The sequence below is a fragment of the uncultured Thiodictyon sp. genome, assembly GCA_903837595.1.
Classification (GTDB): domain Bacteria; phylum Pseudomonadota; class Gammaproteobacteria; order Chromatiales; family Chromatiaceae; genus Thiodictyon.
The window spans coordinates 1-3024 of record CAILVI010000481.1; the positions used below are offsets into that span (position 1 = coordinate 1).

Annotated in this window: 2 protein-coding genes; both read right to left on the bottom strand. The window is 64.0% G+C overall.

All coding sequences use genetic code 11. From position 1 onward, the window contains the following. Positions 1-93 precede the first annotated feature (93 nt). Positions 94-1230, bottom strand: coding sequence for a tyrosine-type recombinase/integrase (locus QZY44_RS28790; protein ID WP_295456077.1), 1137 nt, complete (start codon positions 1228-1230; stop codon positions 94-96). A 299-nt stretch (positions 1231-1529) separates the two neighbouring features. Continuing rightward, positions 1530-1928: a site-specific DNA-methyltransferase gene (locus QZY44_RS28795; protein WP_295456078.1), complete on the bottom strand. Its 399-nt coding sequence runs from the start codon at positions 1926-1928 to the stop codon at positions 1530-1532. Positions 1929-3024: the final 1096 nt, after the last annotated feature.

Sequence of the window (3024 nt, forward strand, 5' to 3'; positions counted from 1 at the left end):
CCCTGGGTGCCCTGCTGGGCCTTGACGATTCAGCAGTTGACGCCTGGTTTGAATCAGCGAGGGCGGTACCGTGAGCGACGACCACGACGTGTGCTACTGTGCGAAACCCCCGCCTACCGCGGCCAGTCGGGGCGCTGGCCGGCCGATCCTTTCTACCTCGCCCAGCAGCCGCACCAGCCCGGGGCGGCTATAGTGCTCGGTGATGCCGCGGTGCCGGTGCCCCAGTAGCGAGCGCACGATGTCGAGCGGGATGCCGGCGTCTGCGGCCCGGTCTCCGAACGTGTGGCGCAAGTCGTGAAACCGGATGTCCAGCTCCGCCTCCCCGCAGGCCGTGCGCCAGCCGTGGTTGTTCGCCCGGTAGAGGGCGCCGCCCCGCGGGCTTGGAAACACCCAGTCTGACTCTTGTTTCGTGTGCGCCCGCTCAATGACTGCCCGGCCCAGACGCGGGGCGACGAGATAGCGCCCCTGCTGTTCGCTCGGCGCCAGCCGGGAGCTGGCCTTCCTGATCTCCGGCGGGACCCACCAAGCCGACCATGGGGCCAACCCGTCAACGTCCCGGTGCCGGTCCCAACGCAAGGTGGTGATCTCGGCTTGCCGGGCGCCGGTCGCCAGGGCGAAGAGGACTGGGCCGATCAGGTGTTCAGGCAAGGCGTCGATCAGCCGGTCTTGCTCCTCCCATGTGATCGGGCGCCGCTGCCTGGTGCCCCAGTCGGGCAGGCGCAGCTTGGGCGGCGTGACGGCCAGCCAAGGCACGTGTCCGTCGCGCAGGACGGCGGCAGCGAAGCGCAGTACGGTCGACGCGGTGCGCACCGCCCGGCCGACGGTGCCACTGGCCCGGATGCCCCGCTGCGCGTCGATCCACGGCTGGATGGTGCGCTGGTGCACGTGGTCGAGCGGTAGGTCCCCCAGTGCGTCAAGGACTAGACGAATGTCTTGCTCGGCACGGGAGGGGTCCTTGCCTCGCTGCTCAAGATCTAGCAGGTACTCGGCCGCCGCGTCGGCGAAGGTGCGCGGACCGCCCAGGTCTACGACCGGGGCTGCCCGGCGCCCGGTGGCATCGTCGAGGCGGCGGTCGCGGATGGCGATGGCCCCGGCGAGGTCGCCCTCCCGGCAGCCAGTCGACTCTCGAATCGAGATCTGGCGCCCGTCGACGCGGCGGCAGATGTCAATCCACCAGATGGAGCCGCGCAGCTTGAGTCCGCGGTGTTTTGGTTCAGGGTTGTGGTGCATGGTGTCTGCGTGTGCACGGTGCCCGCGGGCCAAATTTTAACCTGCCGATCCACCCAGGCGTCGAGATCCCGCACGTCGTAGCGTCTGGCGGTGCGCCCACGCCCGATCAGAACGTGCGGGAGGGCGTGGGCGACTTGCTGGTCGAAGGTGCGCGGGGACATGCCCAAATAGGCCCCGGCGGCCTCGCGGGCGTAGAGGCGCCAGACAGAGGGGAGGCGTTTGGGCTTCGCGGCGGGCGCGGATTCATTCATATCTGTCTAGTACCCTAGTGGCCCGTTTCAGCCTAATCATTGTTAGACCTAAAGACAAAGCACCTGTTGAGACAGGCGTTTTGCTGCAATCTCGCAATATCGCTCCTCGCGCTCAATCAGGACCGCGCGCTTGCCAAGGTCCTTGGCGGCTCGCCCAGTGGTCCCGCTTCCGGCGAACGGGTCAAGGATGGTTTGCACGTCTCCGGCTTGCTCGATGCACCAGCGGATCAGCCGCTCGGGTTTCTGTGTTGGGTGTTCTGCTCCATCCTGGGCGAGCGCAGCACGGTTTAGGGTAAACACTCTGAGCGCTCCGCCGAGCGTGGTGTAGGCAAGTTCCGCGTCCGCTTGGTCTATCCGTTGTCCCTTGTCCCAAACAAGCCACTTTGCTTGAGAAGTCAGTGCATCAGGGAAATAGTTACCACCCCAGATAATGTGTTTGTCTGCCATGTCGAAAAGCATCCTCAGAACCCATGCCTTTGGCGGTTCGCTGTCCCATCCGAGATCCTCGTATCCTTTGTGCCCGCCATGGCTGCTAGTTGATTTCGGCTTTCCTGCCCGTTGCATCCCATAAGGCGGGTCGGTCAAAAGCAGGTCAAAGCGTCCCAGTGTCGGCGCAATCTGTCGGCAGTCCCCGTGATAAATCGTTACAGCGTCATCCTCAAAAAAAGGTCTAACACTGGGCTTAAAAGCGACGCGCGCCTCACGGTCTGTGCTGGTCTGAGAGTATGTCATAGGCGCGCTCGCTTTAGCCTTTGTCGTTAGGCTCGAAAAGAATAATCGATCCGTGCGAGCCAGTAAAAAAACTCGCGTCCGCTCGATTCCCATGCGGACGTAAGCGCGTGGGTCGCGTCCATCTCGGCTACATGCAGACTACACACGAGCGGCGGCATTCCAACGGGAGCGCCATCATGCGGCCAAGCCAGCAGCGCAAAACCATAGCTGGAGAAGTGCCTAACACTGGGCTCAAAAGCGAGGCGCGCCAACGGGGTTTCAGTTTTCATTCAAGCTCCATGCGGGCGCGCCGCCTTGGCCTTGTATGTTAGGCCGCAGACCCAGGAAAGAATCTCGGTTCCTCCCAGTCGAGCGCGCCGTCTTCCGCCGGTTCCGAGAATCTCTGCACCGTGAGAGGCTTACCGCAAAACGGGCAAAACCGCATCTGATTATCGAATGGGTCTCCGTCCGTCAGGCTGAACATCGACCCGCATTCTGTCCCCCATGCGTCGGAGGTTTCGTCTCCATCCTGATTCCAGTTGCAGTATTCGGCCATGCCTAGCCTTCGCTTAAACCGCGAGCCCCGCCCACGGGCTCTGATTGTTCGGGTAGTTCGCGGCTGGGCGGGCCGCGTTGAAGCTGGTCCTGGATGACCAGCGACCCCCCCAGCCCGGTTGCGAAGCGCAGCGAGAGCAGAGGGCGCGAGGGCATATCTCCCGTCCGTCCGTCCGGTCTTTCGGGTTCGCCTCAACGCCTTTTCGGCCAGTCGCCCCAGCCATGCCGACATGCCCAAGCCTTCGGCGCGCGCCGCTTCCTGGATCTGCTGCTTCAG

Bases quoted from the DNA above. Each gene is read 5' to 3' on its own strand.
- QZY44_RS28790 (WP_295456077.1), bottom strand. From the start codon at position 1,230: ATGCACCACAACCCTGAACCAAAACACCGCGGACTCAAGCTGCGCGGC.
- QZY44_RS28795 (WP_295456078.1), bottom strand. From the start codon at position 1,928: ATGGCAGACAAACACATTATCTGGGGTGGTAACTATTTCCCTGATGCA.